The organism is Massilia sp. LC238, from assembly GCF_000735635.1.
Lineage (GTDB): Bacteria > Pseudomonadota > Gammaproteobacteria > Burkholderiales > Burkholderiaceae_D > Telluria > Telluria varians.
This window is the reverse complement of record NZ_JNNN01000075.1, coordinates 1-23,982: the sequence shown is the minus strand read 5'-3', so window position 1 is coordinate 23,982 and position 23,982 is coordinate 1. Positions and strand designations below refer to the sequence as shown.

The window sequence follows — 23,982 nt, the reverse complement described above, 5'->3', positions numbered from 1 at the left end:
AGCTTAATTGGATGACGGAAGAAGCTCGAAGCGCACCGGCCCAAGCTCATCGCTTTGCACCAGCGCGGTGCGGCCTTCTTCGTCGCTGATGCCCTGTACGGTCCTGCCGTCGCTAAGGTGGGCAATATAATTTTGGTGTGGAATCGGTTCACGCGTTTGGAGATGGCGCAGAACAACTCGCTCAGTTGTCTTTAATGAAGTTTTCGCAAAATCGGGTTTGGTCGGATTTCCGCTGCCAGCCGGCCCTCGGGTAATTCCGCTTGCGTTGATGACGTGCTGCGCCGCGCTTTGCAGCGTGATCGTTCCATCGGCCCAATCCGTTTGGGCACCTTGTGAAATGATCCGGACAATCGGTGCCTCGATATGGATCGCTTCTGCTGAAATCAGGCTTATTTTTCCGGATGACTTGACTTCGACCGCGCCCTGATGGGCTTCCAGCAGAACATTCCCGCGCCCCGCCACCAGCTTGACGCCCAGTGCCTGGGCAAAAGCGCTGATCCCGCGCGCAGCGCGCAGGAAGATGTTCTTTCCTGCAGACGTGCGCGCATCTCCTCCACTGACCATATCGAGCTGGGTCTCGGACCCGAGCGCGACGTTGTCCTGGCTGGCCAGCATGATGCCCGCCGGGGCAGTCACGGCCACGATCGGCTCGGCGCCCTTGTCGCCCGGTGCGACGTTGGAGCCCTGGTCCCAGCGCCGCAGCTTGTCGGACAAGTCGGCCAGGCGCTGGGCGCTCGGCTCGTCCTCGGTGTGCTGTTCCGCCAGCTTGGCCACCTCGTCCGCGATGCTTTGCATTAACTCAGCGAGACCGAGCAGGCCGGCGCGCGCCAGTTGCTCGCCCTCGGCCGCCGGGGCCGCCTCTGCGCTCAGGAGCACACCTTCCTTGCCGCGGATCGCCACGCTATGGTCGCTGCGCAGCTCGGCGCCTTCGCCGCGCGGCGCGGCCATGCCGTTGGCCTTGGGTTGCGTCAACCAGCCGAGGTTCAGTTGCGAGGCGCCGTGGTCGCTCGCCAGCTGGGCGCTGATCTCGCCGCGGGTGTCGTCGAAGCGCAGCTGGTTGCCGCGCGCGCCGCCGATCTCGCGGGTCCGGGTGCCCGACAGGTAGCGGTTTCCGGGCAAGCCGCCCGCCTTGCTGAACGCCGGCGGCTCGCCGCGCTGGTTGAAGACCTGCGACAGGACCACCGGCCGGTCCGGGTCGCCGCCGAGGAAGGCCACCAAGACTTCGCTGCCGACGCGCGGCAGCGACAGCGTGCCGCACTGCTGGTTGGCGCCGGGGCCGTTGCCGGCCCAGTTCGACGCCACCCGCACCCAGGCCGAATCGGCCGGGGTATCCGATGCGCCCGCCCCGTGCGCATGCTTGTGGTCCGTGGTGCGCATGCCCGGGAAGCGGATCTTCACCCGCCCCAGCGCGTCGCAATGCACTTCTTCGCCCGGCGGACCGGTGACGATGGCGCTTTGCAGCTGCGGATGCGGCAGGTCGATGCGCGGATCGAAAGCCGGCACCAGCGCGATCCCGCGCCGTACGCAATCGAAGCGCATCCGCACCCGCACGCCGTCGCCGGCCACCGGATGTTCGTTCGGCGCCAGCATCGCATCGATCGGGGTATACGGTCCCATCAGGCGGCGCACGCGCGCCGACAGGTCGGCCGGCAGGTTGTTCTCGGCTTCCATCCAGACGGCGGTCACGACAAAATCGCGCTCGCCTTCCGGATGGGTGTCGATCTCCGGGTGCCCGGCCAGGGTGAAGTATTCGCCCGCGCACAGGTCGCGCACGCTGCCTTCGCCGTGGAAGCACTTGGTGTCGAATTCGTGCCGGTTCATGCGCACCTGGCCGAGCCGCCAGTGGTCCTCGACGTCGTTGCCGGCATGCGGGATCTCGACCAGGTAGTCGTCCAGGCTCGCCGCCAGCGCATTGCCGCTGCGGCCCTGGTCGGCCATGCTGCGCGCGGTGGTGCTCATGAACTGGGTGCCGGTGGGGTTGCGGTAATCCCAGCTGTGGCGCGTGATGCTCCCCGGCTGCAGGCGCCGCGCGGCGCACCAGGAAACGACGGTATCGCGCTCCTCGGTGGCATCGATGCGGTGGTAGCGCACGCTGCCGGCGGCGCTGCGCGGCAGCGAGGCGGGATCGGAAAACAGCACCAGCGTGTGGACGGGCGTGTCGTCCGCGTCCTGGTCGGTGCTGCCGGCGCGGGCGCGGCCCGGGCGGAAGGTCCAGGCGATGCCGCGGCGCTTGAGCAGGCGGCGCACGAAGGCGGCGTCGGACTCGTTGTACTGCATGGTCTGTTCGCGCGGCGGGTACAGGCGCATGTCGAACAGCGGGTCGAGTTCGTAGTCGAAGGCGCTGGCCATGACGCTGTTGGACTGGCGCCATTCATCGAACAGGACCTGCACGATCTCGAGCTCTTTCTGGTAGCGGAAGACGCGGCTGTTGACGCGCTTTTCCATGACGGCCAGGGCGTCGCGCAGCACCAGCTGGTAGACGGCCAGCCCGCCGTCGTGGTCGCCGGCGCGCGCCTCGGCGACGATGCCGCAGATGCTGCGCAGCTGGCCGCGGTCGGTGACCATCTGCAGTTCGGCGGGAAGCGCGATGAGTTCCTTGAGCGGGAGGCGCGGCGTGTCGGCGACGCAGGTGACGACGTATTCGAAACCGCCGCACACCGATTCATGACCCTGCACCCGCTGCGGCAGCAGCAGTTCGTCGGCCAGGTGGTCGGCATGGCCCAGGCGCAACCGGATCGGCCGGTGGGCGGTGGTCAGCGACTTCTCGTGCCGTAGCATCCGCAGGAATTCGCTCGCGCTGTCCAAATCACTCTCCATCGTGGCTGTGCTGCAATGGCAGCGAAGAGTGCATCTTGGCAGAACGGAACATGCGCAGCCTTGTCGTGCTTCAACGCTGCAAACGAACTAAACCTTATAGCCACTGTCGCGGGACGCCGCCAAGCATCCGGTGCTACCCACCGGCGCAAGTGCTGCTACTTCGCTAATTAGCTATTTGTCCAGTGTCGGATTGGCTAGCCCGCTGCATCACCATGCGCGAGCGGATAGCCGGCCAGCCGCGGAATCGCCGCCAGCGTGTTCCGGTGGACCGCTTCGCGTACCTCGTCCACGCCGATCCCGCGCAGCTCGGCCAGGGTCGCCCCGATGGCGGGCAGCTGGTCGGGCGTGTTGCGTCCCGGGTGGATCCAGGACGGCGCGATGTCCGGAGAATCGGTCTCCAGCACGATGGACGTGAGGGGCAGCTCGGCCGCCAGGCGCCGGATCTGCAGCGCGCGGGTGAAGGTCATGGCGCCGCCGAAGCCGAGGTGAAAGCCCAGGTCGATGAAGTTCTGCGCCTGCTGGAAGCTGCCGTTGAAGGCGTGGGCGATCCCGGCCGGAGGACGGATCTGGCGCAGGTGTTTCAGCACCTGGTCCTGCGAGCGCCGCACGTGCAGCATCACGGGCAGGCCGAAATCGCGTGCGATGCGCAGCTGCTCGCGCAGGAAGCGCTCCTGCTTCTCGCGCATGTCCGGCTCGCACAGCATCGGGATGAAGAAATCCAGCCCGATCTCACCGACGCCGACGAAGTTCGGGTCTTTCATCGCCGCTTCCACCGCGCTGCGCAGCACCAGCAGGTCTTCATCCCGGGCCTGCGGCACGTAGATCGGGTGGATGCCCAGCGCATAGCTGACGTTCGGGGCCTGCGCGGCCAGCTCGGCCACGGCGCCGAAATTGCCGCGCTCGATCGCCATCGCCACGATCATCGACACGCCCGCCGCCTTCGCCGCTGCAGCCACGTCCAGCGACTGCCGGCCGAATTCGTGCGCATCCAGGTGGCAGTGCGTATCGATCCACATGCTTAAGCCTCTACCGCCTGCAGGCCGTGCTCGGTGAGGCGGAACACGCGATCGCAGCGGCGCGCCAGCTCCATGTCGTGGGTGACGATCACGAACGCCGTGCCGAGGGTACGCGAGAGTTCCAGCATCAAATCAAAAATCGACTGGGCCGTGCTGTGGTCGAGGTTCCCGGTCGGCTCGTCCGCCAGCACGCAGGCCGGCTCGGTGACCAACGCGCGCGCCAGGGCCACGCGCTGGCGCTCGCCGCCGGACAGCTCGCCGGGGCGGTGCACCACGCGCTTGCCCAGGCCCACGCGCCCGAGGATCGCCTCGGCCTTCCTCAATGCCGGCTCGCGCGCTTCGCGCCGGATCATCAAGGGCATCAGGACGTTGTCGAGGGCCGAGAATTCCGGCAGCAGGTGGTGAAACTGGTAGACGAAACCGAGCGATGAGTTGCGCAGCTCGCCGCGGCGGGTCTCGGACAGGGTCGCGAAATCCTCTCCCAGCAGGGTGACGGCACCTAGCGACGGGGTATCCAGGCCGCCCAGCAGGTGCAGCAGCGTCGACTTGCCGGAGCCGGAAGCGCCGACGATGGCCACGCGCTCGCCGCGGTAGATGGCGAAATCGATCCCGTCCAGGACCTTGACGGTATAGTCGCCCTGCTTGAAGGTCTTGCCCAGGCCGCGGCAGGACAGGACAGGGGTAGTTGAGGTATTCGGGTAATCATTCATAACGCAGCGCCTCCGCAGGTTTTACGCGCGACGCCGACCAGCTCGGGTACAGGGTCGCAGCAAACGCCAGCAGCACGGATACGCCGCCGATCTTGAAAACGTCCGGCCAGCGCAGGTCGGACGGCACCGCGCTGATCAGGTAGATATCTTTCGACAAGAACTGCACTCCCAGCAAACCTTCGATAAACGGGACGATGACGTCGATGTTCAGGGCCACCAGCACGCCCCCGCCGACTCCCAGGACGGTGCCGATGATGCCGACCAGCGCGCCCTGCACCATGAAGATCTTTTGAATCGAGCGCGGCGAAGCGCCCAGGGTGCGCAGGATCGCGATGTCGGCCTGCTTGTCGGTCACCGTCATCACCAGGGTGGACACCAGGTTGAAGGCGGCCACCGCGATGATCAGGGTAAGGATGATGAACATCATCTTCTTCTCGGTCTGTACGGCGGCGAACCAGTTGGCGTTGAGCTTGGACCAGTCGCGCATTTCCAGGTCGCCCGGCATGGACTTCTTGAGTTCCTGGGCCACGCTTGGTGCCTGGTGCATGTCGGCGATGCGCAGGCGCAGGCCCATCGGGGCCGGCAGGCGCTCCATGCGCTGCGCATCCTCGACATGGATGAAGGACAGCGCCGCGTCGAAGTCCATGTGGCCGGCTTCGAAAATGCCGGAGACGGTGAAGCTGCGGCTGCGCGGCAGCAGGCCGGCCGGCGTGATCTGGCCCTGCGCCAGCAGCATGGTGACCTTGTCGCCGATGCCGACGTTCAGCGCGCGTGCCAGCGCGTAGCCCAGCACGATATTGAAGGAGCCTGGCTTGAGCGAATCGAGGCTGCCCTGGTTGACCTGTTTCGCCACGTCGGACACCTTGGGTTCTTCCGAGGGCAGGACGCCGCGGATGATCGAGGGGCGCATCACGCCCTGGCCTTCCAGCAGGCCCTGGGTCTCCACGAACGGCGCGACCCCGCGCACCGCCGGGTTCTTCAGCGCGTCCAGCCCGGCCGCGCGCCAGTCCGGCATGCTGCCGCTGCGGTCGAATACTTCGATATGGGCCAGCACCGACAGCATGCGGTCGGTGACTTCCTTCTGGAAGCCGTTCATCACCGACAGGACGATGATCAAGGCGGCCACGCCCAGCGCGATGCCGGACACGGAGATCAGGGAGATGAAGGAAATGAAGCTGTTGCGGCCGCTGCGCTTGCCGGCGCGCGTGTAGCGCAGGCCGACCAGCCATTCGTACGGCAGGTTCTGGGTGAGTCTCATGGTCTCCGTCGTTGTTGCGAGGCCGCAGTGTGCCACAGGGGGCACAGGCATGGCCAGATTGTCATCGTCAAGTGAGGCATCCTCATTCGTAGCGGAGCGCCTCGGCCGGCTTCACGCGCGCCGCCGACCAGCTCGGGTACAGGGTGGCCACGAAGGCCAGCAGCACGGCCACGCCGCCGATCCAGCCGACGTCGCCCCAGCGCAGCTGCGAGGGGATCTCGCTGATCAGGTAGACCTCCTGCGACAGGAACTGCACCTTGAAGAGCCGCTCGATGAAGGGCACGATGACGTCGATGTTGAGCGCCACCGCCACGCCCAGGCTCACGCCCAGCACGGCGCCGAGCACGCCGACCAGGGTGCCCTGCACCATGAAGATGGTCATGACCGAGCGCGGCGAGGCGCCCAGCGTACGGAGGATGGCGATATCGGACTGCTTGTCGCGCACCGTCATCACCAGGGTGGACACCAGGTTGAACGCCGCCACCGCCACGATCATGGTCAGGATGATGAACATCATGCGCTTCTGCGACTCCACGGCGGCGAACCAGATCGCGTTGACCTTGGACCAGTCGCGGATGAACAGGTCGCCCGACATGCTGCCATGCAGTTCGCTCGCCACGCGCGGCGCCTGGTGCATGTCGGCCAGGCGCAGGCGGATGCCCGCGGGTGCGGAGACGCCCGCCAGCGCCTCGGCGTCCGCGATGTGGGCAAAGGCCAGCGAGGAATCGAATTCGAAGTGGCCGGCCTCGAAGATGCCGGCCACGGTCAGGGGCCGGGTGCGCGGCAGCGCGCCACCCTGGGCCGCGCCTTGCGCCTGCGCCGGGGTGGAGGCCATCAGGAGCGTCACCCGGTCGCCCACGCCGACGTCGAGCGACTTGGCCAGTGCCCGGCCGATGATCACGTTGTACGAGCCCGGCTGCAAGCTGTCGAAGCGCCCTTCGCGCATGTGTTTCGACACGTCCGACACCTTCAACTCTTGCGCCGGGTCGATCCCGCGCAGGAGTACCGGTTTCATCACGCCGTCGCTCAGCAGCATGGCCTGGGTTTCGGCGAAGGGCGCGGCGGCGCGCACTTCCGGGTTGCGCAGCGCTTCCTGGATCGACGTGCGCCAGCCCGGCATCTCGCCGCGCGCGTCGAACACTTCCACGTGGGCCAGCACCGACAGCATGCGCGCGGTCACCTCCTTCTGGAAGCCGTTCATCACCGACAGCACGACGATCAGCGCGGCCACGCCGAGCGCGATGCCGGCCACCGAAGCCATCGAGATGAAGGAAATGAAGCTGTTGCGCCCGCTGCGCTTGCCGGCGCGGGTGTAGCGCAGGCCGACCTGCCATTCGTAGGGCAGCTTGTGGGTGATGCTCATGAAATCGCTTAATGTGCGTTATTGGTTTGCCAACCCGAGAGTTTGCCAGACATCGGACTTTTATGGCGCAAAAGAAAGCATTGCGCGTGTAGCGAGGGCGGGACGTGGCCGCTGCACGACCGTTCGCTGGAAGCATATTTGGCCTAAAATAGCGGTATGTCGCACATTACGCTTGTCCTGCCCCACCTGCTGCCGCTCCCCGAATTCGCGCCCGACCTGGTCCGTGCCCTGCAGACCCCGGCGCTGGCCGCCCTGCTGTCCCGTACCAGCGCCTTCGAACGCCAGGCCGCCCTGGATACCGCACGCGCCCTGCCGCACGAACAGTGGCTGGCCCGGACGCTCGGGCTGTCGCCCGAGGGCCAGCCGGCCTTCGCCGCCGCCGCCATGCGCGGCTTCGGCCTCGATCCGGCGGGGGGCACCTGGTATATCGTCAACCCGGCCCACATCCAGATCGCGCGCAGCCATTCGATGATGGCCGACCTGCGCCATCTAGGCTTGAGCGAGGATGAAAGCCGCGCCCTGTACGAGGCGGCTAGGCCGCTGTGCGAGGAAATCGGCCATGCGCTGCTGTACGGCGATGCCCAGACCTGGTTCCTGCGCGCCGACGACTGGACCGGCATCGAGGCCGCCACCCCGGACACGGTGGTGGGCATGGACCTGAGCGACTTCGTCCCGCGCGGCAAGCAGGCCCTGCCCCTGCGCCGGCTGCAGAACGAGGTGCAGATGCTGTGGCACACCCACCCGGTGAACGCCGCGCGCGAGGCGCGCCGCCTCCCCGGCGTGAATTCCTTCTGGCTGTGGGGCGCCGCCAGCGACGCCACGCGCGCCGCCGGCCGGGTGGCCAGCATCGGCGTGCCCGGATGGGTCCGCGGCCTGTCCAGCGAATCCATCGGATCGCTCGATAGCCTGGACGGCGCGCTGGCGCAGGACGGCCTGCTGGTCGTCGGCATTCTGGCGGACGCCGCCATCGCCTCCGACTGGGGCACTTGGGTGCAGCAGGTCCAGCACCTGGAACAGAAACTGTTCGCGCCACTGCACGCGGTGCTGGTGCAGGGCCGCGTGAAACAGCTCAAGCTTGTCTTGAGCAACCGCGAGACCCTTGCCGAATGCACCACGACCGCCATGGCCCAGCGCAAATTCTGGCGCCGGCCAACCCTGGAACGACTTAGTTGAGCATACCTTGAGCATCACGACACGCATCACCACCCGTCCCTGCCTCTTCCGCACTTCCGAGATGCTGCGCCAGGGCGGGGTGCACCCGGTCCTCGCGCGCATCTATGCGGCGCGTGGCCTGCTCGACGCACGCGAGCTGTCCAGCGAGCTGGCGGCCCTGGTGCCGCCCGGGGCCTTGCGTCACATCGACGCCGCCGCCGTGTTCCTGGCCGACTCGATTGCTGCGGCCAAGCGCATGACCATCGTCGCCGACTACGACTGCGACGGCGCCACCGCCTGCGCGGTCGCCCTGCGCGGCCTGCGCATGATGGGCGCCACGGTCGACTACATCGTCCCGAACCGCTTCGAGTACGGCTACGGCCTGACGCCCGAGATCGTCGAACTGACCGCGCGCGAGAAGTCGCCGGACATCATCATCACGGTCGACAACGGCATTGCCAGCATCGACGGCGTGTTGGAGGCGAACCGGCGCGGGATCGAAGTCGTGGTCACCGACCACCACCTGCCGGGCGACGCGCTGCCGCCGGCGCGCGTGATCGTCAACCCGAACCAGCCCGAGTGCGGCTTCCCCAGCAAGCACCTGGCCGGCGTCGGCGTGGTGTTCTACGTGCTGCTGGCGCTGCGCGCCGAATTGCGCCGCCGCGGCGTGTTCGACGCCCAGACCCAGCCCAAGCTCGACAGCCTGCTCGACCTGGTGGCGCTGGGCACGGTGGCCGACGTGGTCAGGCTGGACGCCAACAACCGCATCCTGGTGGCGCAGGGCATCAAGCGCATGCGCGCGGGCCGCATGCATGCCGGCGTCGCCGCCCTGTTCCGGGTGGCGGGCCGCGAAGCCTGCTCGGCCTCGCCGTTCGACCTCGGCTTCGCCCTGGGTCCGCGCCTGAACGCCGCCGGCCGCCTGGAAGACATGTCGCTCGGGATCGAATGCCTGACAACAGACGACGTCGGCCGCGCCTGGGCCATCGCCCAGCAGCTCAACGAGATCAACCTGAAGCGCCGCGAAATCGAGGCCGAGATGCAGGACACCGCCCTGCTCCACCTTGACAGCTTCGAGCCATCCGGCTCAAGCACGATCAGCGTGTTCGACGAGGGCTGGCACCAGGGCGTCATCGGCATCGTCGCCTCGCGCCTGAAGGAAAAATTCTACCGGCCGACGATTACCTTCGCCCCGGCGGGCGACGGCTGGATCAAGGGCTCGGGCCGTTCGATCCCGGGCTTTCACCTGCGCGACGCGCTCGACCTGGTGTCCAAGCGGGTGCCGGGACTCATCGACAAGTTCGGCGGCCACGCGATGGCGGCCGGCCTGTCCATCCGCGGCGAGCACTTCGACAGCTTCCAGCAGGCCTTCGAGGCGGTCGGCAAGGCTTGGCTGACCGAAGCGCAGCTGGAACGCATCATCGAGACCGACGGACCGCTCGAGGACGAGTTCTACTGCACCCAGTTCATCGAAGAGATGGACGGCCAGGTCTGGGGCCAGGGCTTCGCCCCGCCGGTGTTCTGCGACGAGTTCCGGGTGGTGAGCCAGCGCATCCTGAAGGAGCGCCACCTCAAGCTGCTGCTGGAGAAGAACGGCCGGCGCTATGACGCGATCTGGTTCGGGCATGCCGACAGCCTGCCGGAGCGGGCGCGGGTGGCGTTCAGGCTTGATGCGAACGAGTACAACGGCGTGACCAAGGTGCAGTTGCTGGTGGAGCACGCAGAGCCGGCATGACCGGCCCAACCATGGGGTCAGGTCTGACATTTAGACACGGACTGAGCAGTAACACAGGATTACGCTCGAGGTCGTGTCCGAATGTCAGACCTGACCCCGGGTGTTATTTTTTCGGTGGCGGCCCGAAATCCGATCCGCGGTCGAACACCACTTCCCACTGCCCGGGCGCCCTCAGGCGCCAGATCGAATTGAAGCGCCCGATGCGCTGCCCGGCCGCGTTGTAGATCGGCCCGCCGCTATAGGCCAGCGTGCCGGATGCCACCACTTCCACCTCTTCCGGCTCCCAGGAAAACGGGGCCTGCGGCTTGTCGTAGTACTGGCGCCAGCCCCTGGCGATCGCCCCCTTGCCGCGCAGCGGCCCCTCGGTGCTGAAAAAGATCGCCTCGTCCGCGATAAAGCGCTTGAAGGCGTCGAAATCACGCGCTTTCATGGTGGCGGCGAATCCGCGTTCCGCTTCCATGACTTGGCGCTTCAGATCATGATTCGAATCGCGGGCATTACCGGCGGCGGCAGCCAGCATCAGGCATGCAGCAAGAAGAGAAAGCGAACTCAGGCGCATCTGGGGTTGTCTCCTGATCTGTGTACGGGCTTTTAGTAAGCTTTTTTCTATACAGCAAGATCAATAATTCTGTCACGGTCGCGCAAAGCTTACAACCAGCAGTTGCAATCGGTCCGAAATTGGAGTATAAAGAGTCCAATTACGGAGAATTACGATGAGCCTAGCCTACTCCTACCCGAAAAGCCGTTTCGAACCGGCAGTCCTGATCGACCTGAATTCACGGGCCGAACGCGAGCGCCTGTCGCGCTCGGCGTTGATGGGCTTCTTCAAGCTGGCAGCGAGCTGGCAGGTGCGCGACGACGATGCGCGCGAGCTGCTGGGCGGCCTGTCCTCGTCCTCCTATTACGACTGGAAGAAGAATCCGGACCGGGTACTGGAAGTCGATCGCATCACGCGCATTTCCTACCTGCTCGGCATCTACAAGGCCCTGCACATCCTGTACGGCGACAAGCTCGCCGACGAATGGGTCCACCTGCCCAATACCAACCCGGTGTTCGCCGGCCGCAGCCCGCTGGCCTACATGCTGGCGGGCGGCCTGATCGCCATGCAGACGGTGCGCAAGTTGCTGGACGCACGCCGCGGAGGTCTTTGACCTTGCCGCTGCACAAAATCACCCAGCTGCGCCAGTACGATACCTGCCGCCTGATTCCGTCCCGTTTCGCCGACGTCGAGGATTCCGTGCTGGCGCCGCTGGCCGAGAACGACGACATCCTGCGCGACCTGTTCGACCTCGACAACGCCACCAACGAGCGCCTGCGCGGCGAGTCCGGCCTGCTGCCGGGCATCGGGATGGACGAACTGGTGTTCGGCGTGCCGAACTTCCGCATCATCAATGCGGCCTTCACCTATGCCCGCCCGGAAGGCAGCCGCTTCAACGACGGCGAGCGCGGCGCCTGGTATTGCGCCTTCGCGGCCGAGACGGCGCTCAGCGAAGTCATCTTCCACAAGACGGTCGAGTATGCAGAGATCGATCGTTTCGACGACAGCCTCAGCTACCAGATGCTGCTGGCCGACTTCAGCGCCGGCTTCCACGACCTGCGCGGCATCGATGCATATAAAGCCTGCCTGGATCCGGACAGCTATATCGCTTCGCAGGCGCTGGCCGCCGAGCTGATGGCGCAGGATTCGATGGGCATCATTTACCCGAGCGTGCGTCATCCGGGCGGCACCAACCTCGCCTGCTTTCGCCCCGCACTGGTGGGCAATGTGCGCAAGGCGCAGACCTATCGGTTAACATGGGCGGGCTCGCCGCAACCGGCGGTCGAGATCACCTAGTTTTTGAATGCGTATGAAGACCAATCCCGAAAAAGACACCGAACTGCACGACAAGATCAACCGCGAAACCGGCCGCGTCAAATGGAGCGAACTGGAACGCCATTTCGCCAGCGGCTCGGTGATCTACGTGAGCGAGGAACTGGACCTGATCGACGTGGCCCTGCGCATCGCGCACGACGACAAGGGCAGCGTGGGCAAATGGATGGCGGCGGGGACGGTGGCCAAGGTCAGCGACCTGCAGGCGCAGACCTGGACGGCGTCGGATGCGACGCTGTGGGCGTCGGTAGTGAGTCCGTTCGTGCTGGTGCAGCCGGAGAAAAAGCAGCTGCATTGAACCGGGAAGCGCTTTCCTAGCGCTTCCCCTCGGCGCGGTGCGTGAGCGCATGCGCCGCCCGCCGGAAATACTGCCCCGCCTTCTCCGGATCCTTCTCCATCATCCCGAGCTGCTGCCACGCTTCCGGATAATCCAGCTGCGTGGCCTCATGCAGCCAGCGCCGGGCGGCGGCCTCGTCCTTCGGCACGCCATCCCCTTCGAGCAGCATGTTCGCCAGCAGGAACATCGCTTCCGGCATCCCGCGTGCGGCCGCCACGCCCAGCCAGTGCGCGGCCAGCGCCGCATCGCCGCCGTCGCGGTACATCATCCCGCGCCGCAGGGCGATATCGGCCTCGTCTCCATGCTGGGCCATAGCCGGCTGGACAAGCATCAATGCGGCCAGGACCGCGAGGATGAGACGCTTCATTTCGACAGGTCGATCGCGTACAGCGCCATGCCCTTGCCGCGGCCGTCATCGTCCGCGATCTGGGTCACGTTGTGCAGGCCGGCCTCGCGGGCCAGCTGGAGCATGCCCGGCGCCGACGAGAACACCACGCGCCCGGCCGTCTTCACGGGTGTGAAGCGCCAGCTGCGCGCCGCTGCATGGGCGTCGCGCGTCAGCTTCTTCGCCGCGCGGACGTAGGCGATCAGGATGTCGCGGTTGTTGTCGGGCGAGGCGATCACGGTCTTGCTGCCGTCCAGGCCCGGGAAGTGGCCGCCGCCGCTGGCGCGGTAGTTGTTGGTCGCGACCAGGAACTCCTGTTCCGCCGCCACCGGCTTGCCACGCCAGGCCAGGTTGCGGATGCGCTGGCCCGGGGCACGGGTCACGTCGATCTCGTAGGTGACCTCCGGCGAGGTCAGGGTATCGAAGTTATAGCTCGGCACAGCCAGGTTGACCAGCGCCTGCGGCTCGAGTTTCGCCGGGTCGATGGTATGGAAGCGCTGCGCCGACTTTTCCAGCCAGGCCTTGAGCCCCGCGCCGTTCACCTTCACCGCGTACAGGGAATTCGGGTACAGGTAGAGGTCGGCGGCATTGTTCAGGGCCAGGTCGCCGGCCTTGACGTCGGTGTAGTCGGCCGGGCCGGCGACGCCGCTCTTGAAGGGCGCCGTCACCGACAGCACCGGCAGGTCCTTGTACTGCGGCAGGCTGGCGGCCACGTACTTCAGCACGTACTCGGTCTGCGCCTGGTTGACGACCTGCAGGGCCGAGATGTCGCCCACGTCGGCGAAATAGCTCGACATGCGGAAGGCGGTCGCGCCGACCGGCGTCTGCACGTAACGGATGGTCGCTTCGTGCTCCTCCTTCACCAGGGCCATGACGGCCGGATCGGCGTCGACGTAGCTCTTGCTACCAGTCTGCGCGGCGCGCGCCTCGACCCGCGTCTTGTCCTTCTCGACGATCCAGCGCTTGCCGTCGTGCTTCAGGTGCAGGCCAATCACGCCCAGGTGCTTGCCCCACAGGTTGGCCATCACGGTCGGCACGCCGTGCACCAGGCCCCTGGCCTTGTCCACGCCCGGCAGGTTGAACTGCGGTACGCTGCTGTCCCTGCTGGGGAACAGCTGGTGCGAGTGGCCCAGCAGCATGGCGTCGATGCCTTCCACCTTGGCCAGGTGCCAGTTGGCGTTCTCCATGGTCGGGGTGTAGGGGCTGGCGTCCAGGCCGCCGTGTGAGATCGCAATGACCAGGTCGGCGCCCTTCCTGCGCATCTCGGGCACGTACTTCTGCGCGGCCTCGAGCACGCCGGTGGTGAGCACGCGACCCTCGAGCCAGCGGCGGTCCCACTCCATGATGGTCGGCGGGGTGAAGCTGATGATGCCGACACGCACGATCGCCTTGACCGGCTTGCCCCTGGCGTCCAGCGCGCTGACTTCCTTGTCGACGATCGCATAGGGACTGAACAGCGGCTGCTCCGTCCTGGCGCTGTAGACGTTCGCCAGCACCATCGGGAAGGCCGGGCCGGCGCAGCGCTTGGGCTGGTCGACGCCGTCCACCTGGAAGCGGCTGCCGGTCACCTGGCTCAGAAAAGCCAGGCCATAGTTGAACTCGTGGTTGCCCACCCCCGCGCCGTCGTACTTCAGCGCGTTCATGATCTTGTAGATGCCCAGGGTTTCGTCGCAGCGCAGCGGCTTGACTTGCGCCTGGTAGTCGGCCAGCGCCGTGCCCTGGATGGTGTCGCCATTGTCGAGCAGGAAGGTGTTCGGGAATTCCTTGCGCGCCTGGTGGATCAGCGTGGCGGTGCGGTCGAGGCCGTGCGAGGGCTCGGGCGCCAGCTTGTAGTAGTCGTAGCCGACCAGGTTCGAATGCAGGTCGGTCGTCTCCAGCACGGCCAGCAGGGCGGTGGTGCCGGCGGCGGGCGCCTTGGCGGCGGCGGCTGCAAGCACGGGAAGGCTGAGGAGCGCCGGGGCGAGCGCGATGCAAATTTGGTAACGCAAGTGGATGGCCATGGGGTGTGCGGTGAACAGAACCGGGGGATGATATGCCAGCACCATGCTCGGTAGCAAGCAAGGCCAATCGTGCCCGCCGGCCTGGAGCCGTCCTGGGGTATAATCGAAGGTTCGATTCAACGCCAGTTTAACCCCCTTAGAAGACTACCAAGACCATGGAAGCTGAACGCATCAACGCCATCTCCGCCCTGCTGAACGACCTGACCAGCCGTGAAGCCGAACTTCGGAGGTATCTTTGACTTCGATCGCAAGTCAGAGAAACTAGAACAGGTCAACCAGGAACTCGAAGACCCGTCCGTCTGGAATGACCAGAAGCGGGCCCAGGACCTCGGCAAGGAAAAGAAGGCGCTGGAAGGCGTCGTGCTGACGCTCGAGAAAGCGCGCAACGATCTTACCGACGCTGCCGACCTGTTCGAGATGGCAAAGGAAGAAGGCGACCACGGCACCCTGGAATCGATCGGCGGCGATGCCGAAGCCATCCAGAAGATCATCGAGGCGATGGAATTCCGCCGCATGTTCAGCAATCCGATGGACCACGCCAACTGCTTCATCGACATCCAGGCCGGCGCCGGCGGCACTGAAGCCCAGGACTGGGCTTCGATGCTGCTGCGCCAGTACCTGCGCTACTGCGAACGCAAGGGCTTCAAGGCCGAGATCCTGGAACAGTCCGAGGGTGAAGTCGCGGGCATCAAGACCGCCACCATCAAGGTCGACGGCGAATATGCCTATGGCCACCTGCGTACCGAGACCGGCGTGCACCGCCTGGTGCGCAAGTCGCCGTTCGACTCGGCCAACGGCCGTCATACCTCGTTCACCTCGCTGTTCGTGTACCCGGAAGTCGACGACTCGATCGAAATCGAGATCAACCCGGCCGACGTGCGCATCGACACCTACCGCGCATCCGGCGCGGGTGGCCAGCACATCAACAAGACCGACTCCGCGGTGCGCCTGACGCACGCCCCGTCGGGCATCGTGGTGCAGTGCCAGAACGACCGTTCGCAGCACCGCAACAAGGCCGAAGCCTGGGACATGCTGCGCGCCAAGCTGTACGAACTCGAACTGCGCAACCGCATGAGCGAGCAGCAGAAGCTGGAAGACTCCAAGACCGACGTCGGCTGGGGCCACCAGATCCGCTCCTACGTGCTGGACCAGTCGCGCATCAAGGACCTGCGTACCGGTTTTGAAACCGGCAACACCAAGAACGTGCTGGACGGCGACCTGGACGACTTCATCTCCGCTTCGCTCAAGCAAGGCGTGTAATCGATGAGCATGACGCAACGCGCCTTCGTGTTCGACATGGACGGCACCATCGTCGACAACATGGCCTTCCACACCGACTCGTGGCTGCGCTTCTTCGCGCTGCGCGGCCAGACCCTCGATGCGGATGAATTCTTCCGTGCGACGGCCGGCCGCCAGGGCCGCGAAATCATGCGCAGCTATCTGGGCGAGCACCTGACGGACGATGAACTCGCCCTGCTCGACCACGAGAAGGAATCGCTCTATCGCGAACTGTACGCGCCGCACCGCAAGGCGGTCGACGGCTTCGATGCGCTGATTGCGCAGGCGAAGGCGCAGGGCGTCAAGCTGGCCGTCGGCACCGCCGCGCCGCCAGCCAACGTCGAGTTCACCCTCGACGGCCTGGATTTGCGCCGCCACTTCGACGCGATCGTCGGCGCGACTGACGTTGCGCGCGGCAAGCCGCATCCGGACGTGTTCCTGAAAGCGGCCGAGCTGTGCGGCGTGGCGCCCGAACACTGCATCGTGTTCGAAGACGCGCCGCTGGGCGTGGAAGCGGCGCGCCGCGCGGGCATGCGCTGCATCGTCCTGACGACCACCCTGCCCGCCTCCAGCTTCGCCGGCTTCGACAACGTCATCGCCATCGTGCGCGACTTCACCGAATTGAAGGCCGAACTGCTGTTCGCCTGACAACCCAATAAGAACGACCTATCCAATCATGACTACGGAAAACCAAGACCAGTCGCCTGTCGTGGCGCACGACGAAAACAAGATCATCGCCGAGCGCCGCGCCAAGCTGGCCGCGCTGCGCCAGCAGGGCAATCCCTTCCCGAACGACTTCGTCCCGCAGGACAAGGCCGCCGACCTGGTCGAGACCTATAATGGCAAGACCCGCGAAGAGCTGGAAGCCGAGCCGGTGAACGTCGTGCTGGCCGGCCGCATGATGCTGCGCCGCGAAGCCGGCAAGAAGGCCGCGTTCGCAACCCTGCAGGACAGCTCGGGCCCGTCGGCCAGCGGCCGCATCCAGATCTACATCACGGTGGATTCCGCCGGTGAGGAAGCCATGGAAGCCCTGCGCAGCTACGACCTGGGCGACATCCTGGGCGTGGAAGGCACCTTGTTCAAGACCAAGGTCGAGGAGCTGACCATCAAGGTCACCAAGCTGCGCCTGATCTCCAAGGCCCTGCGCCCGCTGCCGGACAAGTTCCACGGCCTGGCCGACCAGGAGACCAAGTACCGCCAGCGCTACGTCGACCTGATCATGAACGAAGAGACGCGCCGCACCTTCAAGGCGCGTACCGCCGCCATGTCCTCGATGCGCCGCTTCATGGAAAAGAACGGCTTCATGGAAGTCGAGACCCCGATGCTGCACCCGATCCCGGGCGGCGCCGCGGCCAAGCCTTTCATCACCCACCACAACGCGCTCGACATGGAAATGTACCTGCGCATCGCGCCGGAGCTCTACCTGAAGCGCCTGGTGGTGGGCGGCTTCGACCGCGTGTTCGAGATCAACCGCAACTTCCGCAACGAAGGCGTGTCGGTCCGTCACAACCCGGAATTCACGATGATGGAATTCTATGCGGCCTACACCGACTACAAGTGGATCATGGACTTCACCGAGCAGGTGATCCGCCAGGCCGCGATCGATTCGAACGGCAGCGCGGTGCTGACCTACGGCGGCCGCGAGCTGGACCTGTCCAAGCCCTTCCAGCGCCTGACCATCGTGGAAGCGATCGACAAGTACGCACCGGGCTATACCCAGGAGCAGCTGAACTCGATGGACTTCCTGAAGCAAGAACTCTTGAAGTTCGGCGTCAAGCCTTTCGCCACCTCCGGCCTGGGCGCGCTGCAGCTGGCGCTGTTCGAAGAGACCACCGAAGCCCTGCTGTGGGAGCCGACCTTCATCATCGACTACCCGGTCGAAGTGTCGCCGCTGGCGCGCGCCTCGGACAGCCGTGAAGGCATCACCGAGCGCTTCGAGCTGTTCATGGTGGGCCGCGAGATCGCCAACGGCTTCTCGGAGCTGAACGATCCGGAAGACCAGGCCGCGCGCTTCCTGTCGCAGGTGGCCGCCAAGGATGCGGGCGACGACGAGGCGATGTTCTACGACGCCGACTACATCCGCGCGCTGGAATATGGCATGCCACCGGCCGGCGGCTGCGGCATCGGCATCGACCGCCTGATGATGCTGATCACCGACTCGCCGAACATCCGCGACGTGCTGCTGTTCCCGCACCTGCGCAAGGAAGACTGAGTGATTGAGCCGCACTGCGGCTCGACGGAATGAAAAAGGCGGCCGTGCTCTCGCACGGCCGCCTTTTGTTTGTGGTTCGCACCTAGCTTACCTGACTCGTACACCTAGCCCTAAAACCGTCATACGCGCCACTGGCGCCTATGACTTCCGGCGTAGGCCGGAATCCAATTTTGCTCGCGCACCTGCTACGTTTAAAGTCAGTGGCAGCAGCACGAAATTGGGCTCCGGCCTTCGCCGGAGCGACGGTCTCGAGGCTAGCGGCAAGAAGGACGCCAGTCTGGCTTTTACTGCACGATCGTATAGCAAGGCGTATACGCCTTGCCCGGCAGTTTCATCCGGCTATGCTCCACGAACGATGCCAGCAGCGCATCCATCGGCTCCATGATCGCGCTCTCGCCCTGGATCTCGTACTTGCCGTGCTGTTCGATCGCGCGGATGCCCTCTTCCTTCACGTTGCCGGCAACGATGCCCGAAAACGCCCGGCGCAAGTTCGCCGCCAGCAGGTGCGATTCCTGGGCGCGGTGCAGCTTCAGGTTGCGCATGTTCTCGTGGGTCGGACGGAACGGCTTCTGGAATTCCGGATCGATCTTGAGGCGCCAGTTGAAGTAATACGCGTCGCTGTGCGCCTTGCGGAATTCGCGCACCGCCTGGATGCCGGCGTACATTTCCTTGGCCACCGCGTCGGGATCGTCGATGATGATTTTGTAGCGCTTTTGCGCCGCTTCGCCGAGCGTCAGCCCGATGAAATGGTCGATCTGCTCGAAATACGCGCCCGCCGTCGCCGGGCCGGTAAAGATCAGCGGGAACGGCACTTCCGCGTTTTCCGGATGCAGCAGGATACCCAGGATATACAGGATTTCCTCGGCCGTACCGGCGCCGCCCGGGAACACGATGATGCCGTGGCCGGTGCGCACGAAAGCCTCGAGGCGCTTCTCGATGTCCGGCATGATGACCAGGTCGCTGACGATCGGGTTCGGCGATTCGGCCGCGATGATACCCGGCTCGGAAATGCCGAGGTAACGCCCGCTGCGGATGCGCTGCTTCGAGTGGCCGATGGCGGCGCCCTTCATCGGGCCTTTCATGGCCCCCGGACCGCAGCCGGTGCAGATATCCAGCTCGCGCAGGCCGAGCGCATAGCCGACCTCTTTCGTATAGGTGTACTCGACGCGGTTGATCGAGTGTCCGCCCCAGCACACCACCAGGTTCGGACTGCGCTGCGGCTGCAGCACATTGGCATTGCGCAGGATGTGGAATACCGCGTCGGTAATGCCTTCCGGGCGGTTCAGGTCGAATTTGGGGTTGGAGGTGATATCGAAATGGACGTAGACGATATCGCGCAGCACCGAGAACAGGTGCTCGTGGATACCGCGGATCATCTTGCCGTCGACAAAGGCGTGCGCGGGCGCACTGCGGATGTCGAGCTTGATGCCGCGCTCGCGCTGGAGAATGCTGATTTCGAAATCGCGGTAGCGTTCGAGCAGCTCCTTGCCGTCGTCGATCGAGCTGCCGGTATTGAGTACGGCCAGTGCGCAATTTCTGAATATGTCATACAAACCGCTCTTGCTGGTGTCGAGCAGCTTGGCCACTTCAGCTTTCGACAGGACTTCGAGGCGGCCTTCCGGAGAGATGAGAACATCGACAACATCTTGGGTCATGGTTTTGTTTTCCCTTTCATCGGTAATACGGATTGGCCTGTTTGCCAATATACGCCAAAGTGCAACACTTTGCGCCCCGATTGAGGGCATTCCATGACGTGGCGCGCACTGCGGGGGAGCGTGTTTACCACAAGCCGAAAAAGTTCGCTTGCGATGAGGGATTTACACTAAAATGCGTGCCTACTGGAATTTCCGGCAACCAGATATTCCACCAAAAAAATCGTCGTTACATATAACTATTTCGGGAGGAACCGCATGAGCGGTGCAGCTACTTCAGCCAAGGGACCGATCCCAGAATTCAAGCAGATCATGGGCCATCCAGCTCCGTTGTGGATGCTCTTCATGACCGAATTCTGGGAACGCTTCGCGTTCTACGGCATTCGTTGGGCCCTGGTGCTCTATATCGTCGCCCAGTTCTACGACGGCAACGCCGTCGGCCAGGCCGACGCCAACCTGACCTACGGTTCCTACCTCGCGCTGGTGTACGCAGGCGCCGTGTTCGGCGGCTACATCGCCGACCGCGTGATCGGCTACCAGCGTTCGATCCTGGTCGGCGCGATCTTCATGGCGGCCGGCCTGTTCATGATCGCCGTGCCGAACCCGGACGTCTTCAAGCTCGGCCTGGCCACCATCATCGTCGGCAACGGCATGTTCAAGCCGAACATCTCGGCCATGGTCGGCCAGCTGTACACGCTGAACGACACCCGCCGCGATTCGGGCTTCACCATCTTCTATATGGGCATCAACGCCGGCGCCTTCCTCTCGCCGATCCTGACCCAGCAACTGGCGCAAAACGTCTTCAACACCGGCGACACCCCGGCCTACAAGATCGTGTTCATCGCTTCCGGCATCGGCATGCTGATCTCGCTGTTCTGGTTCTACATGGGCCGCAAGCAGCTCAAGGGCATCGGCGCACCTACCGGCGAGCTGGCCAGCCCGAAGCGCCTGATCGCCGTGGTGCTTGGCTCGATCGTGGTGATCCCGGGCGTGTACCTACTGCTGCAGGCCGGCGCCGAGAACCTGCAGATCGTGCTGTCGGTGCTGTTCATCGCACTGGCCCTGATGCTGATCGTCGAGGGCGTCCGCGAAGGCAAGGTCTCGCGCGACAAGACCATCGCCATGATGATCATCTTCTTCTTCAACATCCTGTTCTGGTGCTTCTTCGAGCAGGCCGGCAGCTCGTTCACCTTCCTGGCCGACCAGATCGTGAACCGCAACTTCGGCGACTGGGTCTTCCCGGTGGCGTGGTTCCAGTCGGTGAACTCGGTCGCCATCATCGTGTGCGCACCGATCATCGCCGCGATCTGGGTCGCGATGGGCAAGCGCAACGTGAACCCGTCGATCCCGCGCAAATTCGGCCTGGGCATCATCTTCAATGCGCTGGCCTTTGGCCTGCTGATGTACGCACTGACCCAGCTGATCGACGACCAGGGCAAGATCCCGTTCTGGACCCTGTTCATGGTCTACGCGATCCAGTCGATCGGTGAGCTGTGCCTGTCGCCGATCGGCCTGTCGATGGTCACCAAGCTGGCCCCGACGCGCCTGGTGGGCCTGGGCATGGGCGGCTGGTTCCTGTCGACCGGTATCGGCAACAACCTGTCGGGCATCTTCGCCTCGCACGTCTCGGGCGAGACCGGCATGTCGGTGGCGTCGGCACTGGACGGCTACACCTTCGGCTTCTGGATCCTGCTGGGCGGCGGCGTGCTGCTGTTCCTGCTGGCCCCGCTCATCCAGAAACTGATGCACGGCGTGAAGTAAGCCTCGATACGCAGAACGTGAAAACGGCAGCCCGCGGGCTGCCGTTTTTCGTTGGCGGCGCCCTTCTCAGCGCCGGTCCAGGGTCGCCTCCATCTCGCGCATCTCCGCCACCATCCACTCCCTGAAGCGCTGCACCTTGAGCATGTGCTCCTTGTGCGGATTGACCAGGAAGCGGTAGCCGCTCTCGAAGCGTGCGCTCCTGCAGGGAATCTGGCGCAGCGCGCCGGACTGGATGTCCTCGAAGGCGATCCCGTACGGCACCAGCGCCACGCCCTGCCCTGCCACCGCCGCCTGCACCAGCACGCCCCAGTGCGTGTACACGCGCGAAAAGTCGTACTTGCCCTTGAGCGCCCGGTTCTCGTTGAGCAGCTGCAGCCAGGCCTCGGGCGATTGCACCACCAGGAGGTGGTGCTGCGGCAGGTCGGCCAGCAGCAAGGCGTCCTGGCCAGGCGCCAGCAGTTCGGGGCTGTAGACCGGCACCAGGCGCTCGCGGAACAGCACCGACGGATCGCCCTCGACCACCGGCCCGTAGCGGATCGCCACGTCGGTGCTGTCGGCCTGCAGGTCCACCGGCGCGTCGTTCGAGTCGATCCGGATGTCGAGTTCCGGATACTGCTTGGTGAAGCGGTGCATGCCCGGCACCAGCCACTTGATCGCGAACGAGTGCGTGGTCGAGATCCGCAGCACCGCCTCCTCGTCGCCGCGCTGCAGCGCCGCCACCTTGGCGCGCAGGTCGGCCAGCATGCGTCCCGTGGCAATCGCCAGCTCCTGCCCCTTTTCGGTCAGCGCGATGTGGCGCGGATGCCGCACGAACAGGGGAAATCCAATGTTCTCCTCGAGCTGCTTGACCTGTAAACTGACCGCCGCCGGGGTCTTGTGCAGTTCGCGCGCAGCCAGCTTGAAGCTGCCCCAGCGCGCTGCGGCGTCGAAATCGATCAGGCCGGACAGGCTGCGCAGGGGCTTCATGCCGCCTCCATGCATAAGTTTTTCTTATTCAATGTCAGTACTTTTTCTCGTTTGATGGTTTTTGCTGCTTTGCAGAAAATATACGCGATCCTACAAGGAAAAGTCATGCCAAAGAATATATTGGTGATCGGCGGTACCCGTTATTTCGGCAAACTCCTGGTGCAGCGCCTGCTGCGCCTGGGGCACAGCGTGACCATTGCCACCCGCGGCTATGCGCCGGACCCCTTCGGCGACCGCATCACGCGCATCCGCGTCGACCGGCGCAACGAACATGCGATGCGCAACGCGTTCCGCGACCTGTCCTTCGACATCGTCTTCGACCAGATGTGCTATTCACCGCTGGACGCCGCCATCTCGGTGCGCGTCTTCGCGGGCAAGGTGGGGCGCTACGTCATGACCTCGACCATCGACGCCTACCGCGAACTGGCGCCGCGCGATGCGGCCTTCGTCGAGACCGACCTGCCCGTGCTGGCGCAGCGCATCGACACCGCCTATCCCTGGCACGACCCGGCGCGCGCGATCGAATGCTACGTCTCGGGCAAGATCCAGGCCGAAGCCTACCTGGAGCGCGACGGCAGCCTGCCGCTCGCGACCGTGCGCCTGGCCCACGTGCTCGGCGGCCCCGAGGATTTCACCGGCCGGCTGGCGCACTACGTCGACCTGGTGCGCCTGCGCGCCACCATGCCTTATGCGAACGCGGCCGCCAAGGTCTCATTCATGGAAGCCCAGGAAGCGGCCGACTTCCTGCTGTGGACCGGCATGCAGGACTTCCGCGGCCCCGTCAACGCCGCCTGCGACGGGGCGCTCTCGAGCTTCGACCTGCATGCGCGCGTGGCTGCGGTGTTAGATGAGACGCCGCGCGCCGCGCAGGTGGCGGCGGCAGCGCCGGGCGTGCTCTCGCCCTTCGATTTCGCCACGCCTCTGGCACTCGACACCTCGCGTGCCAAGGCGCTTGGCTACCGCTTCGGCCATACGAAGGACTGGCTGGATGATGTCATCCGCCATCATGACTTGGCGTTCGTCTGAATTCAAGCTGCTTGAACGCGTGGGCAAGGTAATTCAGGCCGGGGGGCTGAATTACGCATTGCCCACCCTACAAAAACAACGGCCCGGAATCTTCCGGGCCGTTTGCTTTAGCGCTTCGCTTTTTCCCGCGCCACCCAGTACAGCAGCGCGATGATCAAGCCATATGGGATCAAGGTCAGCAGGTTGGCGTTCGGTCCCGCGAAGAACGGGTTCGAGGCTTCCGCCCACTTCGCCATGCTGCTGTCGAAGTCGGTCAGCACGCCGGCGGTGATGGCGATGATGATGCCGGCCAGCGCGCCGCCCGCGATATAGCCCGAGGCCAGCAGCGTGCCCGAACTGCGGTCGCCCGCGGCCTGGCGTTCTTCCGCATTCAGCTTTTCGTACTGCGGCAGCCGGTTGTTGCGGCGGTCCGCCAGCCAGCGCACCATGCCGCCCACCGCAATCGCC

The 23,982-nt window shown here is 65.1% G+C and carries 20 protein-coding genes and 1 pseudogene; 10 read left to right on the top strand and 11 right to left on the bottom strand.

Annotated elements, in window-relative coordinates; all coding sequences use genetic code 11:
• Positions 1-3: 3 nt before the first annotated feature.
• The 5 genes from FG94_RS20515 to FG94_RS20495 all read right to left on the bottom strand — a co-directional run bounded on the left by FG94_RS20515 (position 4) and on the right by FG94_RS20495 (position 7,164).
• A complete protein-coding gene (locus tag FG94_RS20515) occupies positions 4-2,805 on the bottom strand; it encodes a type VI secretion system Vgr family protein (RefSeq protein ID WP_051996951.1) in 2,802 nt (933 codons plus the stop codon).
• A 206-nt stretch (positions 2,806-3,011) separates the two neighbouring features.
• Positions 3,012-3,833 (bottom strand): TatD family hydrolase, encoded by an 822-nt coding sequence (locus FG94_RS20510; RefSeq protein WP_036215566.1) that lies wholly within the window; start codon positions 3,831-3,833, stop codon positions 3,012-3,014.
• Between the two features lie 2 nt (positions 3,834-3,835).
• Positions 3,836-4,543, bottom strand: coding sequence for a lipoprotein-releasing ABC transporter ATP-binding protein LolD (gene lolD / locus FG94_RS20505; RefSeq protein WP_036215565.1), 708 nt, complete (start codon positions 4,541-4,543; stop codon positions 3,836-3,838).
• Positions 4,536-5,801 carry a lipoprotein-releasing ABC transporter permease subunit gene (locus FG94_RS20500; protein ID WP_036215563.1) on the bottom strand — a complete coding sequence of 422 codons (1,266 nt, stop codon included), beginning with the start codon at positions 5,799-5,801 and terminating at the stop codon, positions 4,536-4,538. The genes lolD and FG94_RS20500 overlap by 8 nt, the downstream gene beginning before the upstream one ends.
• An 82-nt stretch (positions 5,802-5,883) precedes the next feature.
• Entirely contained in the window at positions 5,884-7,164 is a 1,281-nt protein-coding gene (locus FG94_RS20495) for a lipoprotein-releasing ABC transporter permease subunit (RefSeq protein ID WP_036215562.1), read from the bottom strand.
• A gap of 156 nt (positions 7,165-7,320) precedes the next feature.
• Here FG94_RS20495 and FG94_RS20490 point away from each other — a divergent pair, with 156 nt between their 5' ends.
• Together FG94_RS20490 and recJ are read left to right on the top strand one after the other, a co-directional pair.
• Entirely contained in the window at positions 7,321-8,337 is a 1,017-nt protein-coding gene (locus FG94_RS20490; protein WP_036215561.1) for a hypothetical protein, read from the top strand.
• Between the two features lie 61 nt (positions 8,338-8,398).
• Entirely contained in the window at positions 8,399-10,048 is a 1,650-nt protein-coding gene (gene recJ, locus FG94_RS20485) for a single-stranded-DNA-specific exonuclease RecJ (protein ID WP_051996956.1), read from the top strand.
• 103 nt (positions 10,049-10,151) lie between these two features.
• Here the strand turns inward: recJ and FG94_RS20480 are convergent, their stop codons facing one another.
• Positions 10,152-10,607 (bottom strand): DUF4440 domain-containing protein, encoded by a 456-nt coding sequence (locus FG94_RS20480; RefSeq protein WP_036215558.1) that lies wholly within the window; start codon positions 10,605-10,607, stop codon positions 10,152-10,154.
• Between the two features lie 154 nt (positions 10,608-10,761).
• Here FG94_RS20480 and FG94_RS20475 point away from each other — a divergent pair, with 154 nt between their 5' ends.
• The 3 genes from FG94_RS20475 to FG94_RS20465 are packed head-to-tail and all read left to right on the top strand — an operon-like array spanning position 10,762 to position 12,216.
• Positions 10,762-11,199 (top strand): antitoxin Xre/MbcA/ParS toxin-binding domain-containing protein, encoded by a 438-nt coding sequence (locus tag FG94_RS20475; RefSeq protein WP_036215555.1) that lies wholly within the window; start codon positions 10,762-10,764, stop codon positions 11,197-11,199.
• A 2-nt stretch (positions 11,200-11,201) separates the two neighbouring features.
• Complete coding sequence (locus FG94_RS20470; protein ID WP_036215552.1) at positions 11,202-11,882, top strand: RES family NAD+ phosphorylase; 681 nt, start codon at positions 11,202-11,204, stop codon at positions 11,880-11,882.
• A gap of 13 nt (positions 11,883-11,895) precedes the next feature.
• Positions 11,896-12,216, top strand: a complete 321-nt coding sequence (locus tag FG94_RS20465; protein WP_036215549.1) for a DUF2288 domain-containing protein — start codon at positions 11,896-11,898, stop codon at positions 12,214-12,216.
• A gap of 16 nt (positions 12,217-12,232) precedes the next feature.
• Here FG94_RS20465 and FG94_RS20460 read toward each other — a convergent pair whose 3' ends face one another.
• On the bottom strand, positions 12,233-12,622 hold the full coding sequence (locus FG94_RS20460) for a tetratricopeptide repeat protein (RefSeq protein WP_051996950.1): 390 nt from the start codon (positions 12,620-12,622) through the stop codon (positions 12,233-12,235).
• Positions 12,619-14,640 carry a bifunctional 2',3'-cyclic-nucleotide 2'-phosphodiesterase/3'-nucleotidase gene (locus FG94_RS20455; protein ID WP_036215546.1) on the bottom strand — a complete coding sequence of 674 codons (2,022 nt, stop codon included), beginning with the start codon at positions 14,638-14,640 and terminating at the stop codon, positions 12,619-12,621. Before FG94_RS20455 ends, FG94_RS20460 begins: the two co-directional genes overlap by 4 nt.
• Before the next feature lie 155 nt (positions 14,641-14,795).
• Between FG94_RS20455 and prfB the strand changes: the two genes are divergently transcribed.
• The 3 genes from prfB (at position 14,796) to lysS (ending at position 18,130) form a co-directional block, all read left to right on the top strand.
• Positions 14,796-15,900 (top strand): peptide chain release factor 2 gene (gene prfB / locus FG94_RS20450; RefSeq protein WP_152571067.1). Its coding sequence is split into 2 segments (ribosomal slippage): positions 14,796-14,876 and positions 14,878-15,900, totalling 1,104 coding nucleotides; the frame shifts between segments, so codons are not numbered across the junction.
• Between the two features lie 3 nt (positions 15,901-15,903).
• Positions 15,904-16,566, top strand: coding sequence for an HAD family phosphatase (locus FG94_RS20445; protein ID WP_036215543.1), 663 nt, complete (start codon positions 15,904-15,906; stop codon positions 16,564-16,566).
• A 28-nt stretch (positions 16,567-16,594) separates the two neighbouring features.
• Entirely contained in the window at positions 16,595-18,130 is a 1,536-nt protein-coding gene (lysS, locus tag FG94_RS20440; RefSeq protein WP_036215541.1) for a lysine--tRNA ligase, read from the top strand.
• Between the two features lie 284 nt (positions 18,131-18,414).
• On the opposite strand, the gene ppnN is transcribed toward lysS, so the two are convergent.
• Complete coding sequence (gene ppnN, locus FG94_RS20435; protein WP_036215538.1) at positions 18,415-19,785, bottom strand: nucleotide 5'-monophosphate nucleosidase PpnN; 1,371 nt, start codon at positions 19,783-19,785, stop codon at positions 18,415-18,417.
• A 255-nt stretch (positions 19,786-20,040) separates the two neighbouring features.
• Here ppnN and FG94_RS20430 point away from each other — a divergent pair, with 255 nt between their 5' ends.
• Positions 20,041-21,543: a peptide MFS transporter gene (locus FG94_RS20430; RefSeq protein WP_036215535.1), complete on the top strand. Its 1,503-nt coding sequence runs from the start codon at positions 20,041-20,043 to the stop codon at positions 21,541-21,543.
• Between the two features lie 66 nt (positions 21,544-21,609).
• Here the strand turns inward: FG94_RS20430 and FG94_RS20425 are convergent, their stop codons facing one another.
• Positions 21,610-22,509, bottom strand: coding sequence for a LysR substrate-binding domain-containing protein (locus tag FG94_RS20425; RefSeq protein ID WP_036215532.1), 900 nt, complete (start codon positions 22,507-22,509; stop codon positions 21,610-21,612).
• A 105-nt stretch (positions 22,510-22,614) separates the two neighbouring features.
• Between FG94_RS20425 and FG94_RS20420 the strand changes: the two genes are divergently transcribed.
• Positions 22,615-23,535 (top strand): NAD-dependent epimerase/dehydratase family protein, encoded by a 921-nt coding sequence (locus tag FG94_RS20420; RefSeq protein ID WP_036215529.1) that lies wholly within the window; start codon positions 22,615-22,617, stop codon positions 23,533-23,535.
• 107 nt (positions 23,536-23,642) lie between these two features.
• Here FG94_RS20420 and FG94_RS20415 read toward each other — a convergent pair.
• Positions 23,643-23,982 (bottom strand): annotated as a pseudogene (locus tag FG94_RS20415) (peptide transporter); the annotation flags it as partial.